Source organism: Centipeda periodontii DSM 2778, assembly GCF_000213975.1.
Taxonomy (GTDB): Bacteria; Bacillota; Negativicutes; order Selenomonadales; family Selenomonadaceae; genus Centipeda; species Centipeda periodontii.
Genome location: NZ_GL892076.1, coordinates 599,861 through 602,671, shown reverse-complemented (window position 1 = coordinate 602,671; position 2,811 = coordinate 599,861). Strand labels below are relative to the sequence as shown.

Here is a 2,811-nt window from a genome sequence, read left to right as displayed (position 1 = left end):
TTATGGTATCTTAGCTTCCCCCGCCAGAGCGGGGGAAGTGGCGAGCGTAGTGAGCCGATAGGGGGACATACAACAGTTCCGTTTTTCATTGCTCTCCCACCCCGCAAAATCACCGATCCATTTCTCCCTCATATTTTCCCTTGAAAAACAGCCTCATATCGTCCATAATAAAGAGAACATAAACAACGATTGTAAAGGAGCAGACCAATGAAAGAATCAGCCTACGCCGCCGTGGACACCCTCATCGCGCGCTATCCCGCACTCGACGTCTGCGGGACGGACATCCGCGCCGCCATTGAGGCTCTCGTAAACAGCTACCGTGCGGGCGGCAAGCTCATCGTCTGCGGCAACGGCGGCTCTGCCTCGGATGCGGAGCACATTGTCGGCGAGCTGATGAAGGGCTTTCTCCTGCCGCGCCACCTCGATGAGCACATCCTCGCAAAGCTGCACGAGTCGTGCGACGCGACCGACCCGCGCACCGTCGACTACTTCATGCAGAACCTACAGGGAGCGCTCCCTGCGATCTCGCTGCCCTCGCAGCTCGCGATCAGCACGGCGTTCTCGAACGATCAGGCGCCCGACCTCACCTTTGCACAGCAGGTGCTCGGCCTCGGCAAACCGGAGGACGTGCTCATCGGCATCACGACCTCGGGCAACTCGAAGAATGTACTCTACGCCTTCCGCATGGCAAAGGCACTTGGTCTCACGACGATCGCGCTCACGGGCGCCTCGGGCGGCAACTGCGTCACGGGCGGCTACGCGGACATCGTAATCAAGGCGCCCGAGGAGGAGACGTTCAAGATTCAGGAATACCATCTCCCGATCTACCATACCATCTGCATTGCCGTGGAGGAGGAGTTCTTCGGCGCGGAGTAAGAGAACCTCCCCTGTCCAAAGCGCCCCCACCACCGCAAGCGGTCCCCCTCCCCCGTGCCGCACGGGGGAGGCTGAAGGATATGACAAACGCATACAACAAAGGAGGAATCTCAATGCCACTGACGTATGATGATTTCAAGAAGCTCGCGAACGGCAGCGACATTCGCGGCGTCGCCGTCCCAGGTGTCCCGGATGAGCCCGTCACCCTGACGCCCGAGGCAGCGAACCGCATTGCTGCCGGCTTTGTCCGTCTCCTCACCGAGAAGACCGGAAAGACCCCCGCCGAGCTGCAAATCGCCGTCGGCCACGACTCGCGCATCTCCGCGCTCGCCATCAAGGACTGCGTGCTCACCGGCCTCACGCACACGGGCGCGCACGGCATCGACTGCGTGCTCGCCTCCACCCCCGCCATGTTCATGTCGACCATCTTCGAGGACACGGCGGCGGACGGCTCGATCATGATTACGGCGAGCCATCTCCCGTACAACCGCAACGGACTGAAATTCTTCACCGCCGAGGGCGGCGCGGACAAGGCGGACATCCAAAAGATTCTCGCCTATGCCGCTGAGACGGAGGAGGCACACGGCACCCTCGACCATGTGCTGAAGTTCGACCTCATCGGACGCTACAGCGAGCACCTTGCGAACAAAATCCGCACGGCGCTCGGCGCCGCGGAAAAGCCGCTCTCCGGCATGCACATCGTCGTGGATGCGGGCAACGGCGCGGGCGGTTTCTTTGCGGGGCGCATCCTCACCCCGCTCGGTGCGGACACCACGGGCAGCCAGTTCCTCGACCCCGACGGACATTTTCCGAACCACATCCCGAACCCCGAGGACCCCGCCGCCATGCGTGCGATCAAGGAGGCCGTCATCGAGAACGACGCCGATCTCGGCCTCATCTTCGACACCGACGTCGACCGCATGAGCGCCGTGCTCTCGGACGGCACGGATGTCAGCCGCAACGCCCTGATCGCGATGATGGCAGCCATCCTCGCGCCCGACTACCCCGGATCGACGATCATCACGGACTCGGTGACCTCGGACGGACTGCACGACTTCCTTGAGGGCGAGCTGCACCTGAAGCATCTGCGCTACATGCGCGGCTACAAGAACGTCATCAACGAGTGCATCCGCCGCAATGAGGCGGGCGAGGTTTCACCGCTGGCGATCGAGACCTCGGGGCACGGGGCACTCAGCGAGAACTACTACCTCGACGACGGCGCATATCTTGCCGTCAAGCTCATCATCGCGGCGGCAAAGGCGCGCGCGGAGGGCAGGACGCTCGCCGACCTCATCGCAAACCTCCGCTACCCCGCCGAGGCGCGCGAGATCCGCATCAAGATCATCGGCGTGGATGATGTGCGCGCCTATGGGCAGGAGGTGCTCGCCGCGTTTGAGGAGCGCGCAAAGGCAAAGGGCCTCACGATCGCCAGTCCCTCGTACGAGGGCGTGCGCATCGTCTTTGACGGGGGCTGGGCGCTGCTGCGCATGTCGCTGCACGATCCGAACATGCCGCTCAACATCGAGGCGGACGCAGCGGGCGGCGCAGACGCAATCGAGCGCGCGGTAAAGGAGCTGATCGCGGGTTTTGATGCGCTGGATCTTTCGGGGTTCAAAGGGAATCACTGATAAAATGAAGTCCGTCAGATTGGCGTAGATTTTTTCGTCCGAACAAGGAGGCAAACCGGACGCATAGCCAAAGCTATGTGGAGGATCGAGGGCGAAGTACGGGCAAAAAAGATGCGTCAAGATGGCGGTGCTGAATTTATCAGTGCTTCCCTTAAACTGAAAAACGGTAAGGGGCGCTGTACGAAGCTAAAACTTCGTACAACGCCCCTTCTTTGTGCCCCTTCCACCGCTTGCGCGGTCCCCCTTCCCCGTCAAACGGGGAAGGCTAGGATTATGGCATCTTAGCTTCCCCCCGCCGAAGCGGGGG

At 61.7% G+C, this 2,811-nt stretch carries 2 protein-coding genes; both read left to right on the top strand.

Translation table 11 applies throughout. The annotated features are described in order from the left end of the window. Window positions 1-207: 207 nt before the first annotated feature. Complete coding sequence (locus HMPREF9081_RS02650; RefSeq protein ID WP_006305415.1) at window positions 208-876, top strand: D-sedoheptulose-7-phosphate isomerase; 669 nt, start codon at window positions 208-210, stop codon at window positions 874-876. 113 nt (window positions 877-989) lie between these two features. After that, a complete protein-coding gene (locus HMPREF9081_RS02645) occupies window positions 990-2,504 on the top strand; it encodes a phosphohexomutase domain-containing protein (protein WP_040394344.1) in 1,515 nt (504 codons plus the stop codon). Window positions 2,505-2,811 lie beyond the last annotated feature (307 nt).

What these genes read in the sequence shown, in the direction of transcription:
- HMPREF9081_RS02650 (WP_006305415.1), top strand. Translation starts at nt 208, where the DNA reads ATGAAAGAATCAGCCTACGCCGCCGTGGACACCCTCATCGCGCGCTAT.
- HMPREF9081_RS02645 (WP_040394344.1), top strand. Translation starts at nt 990, where the DNA reads ATGCCACTGACGTATGATGATTTCAAGAAGCTCGCGAACGGCAGCGAC.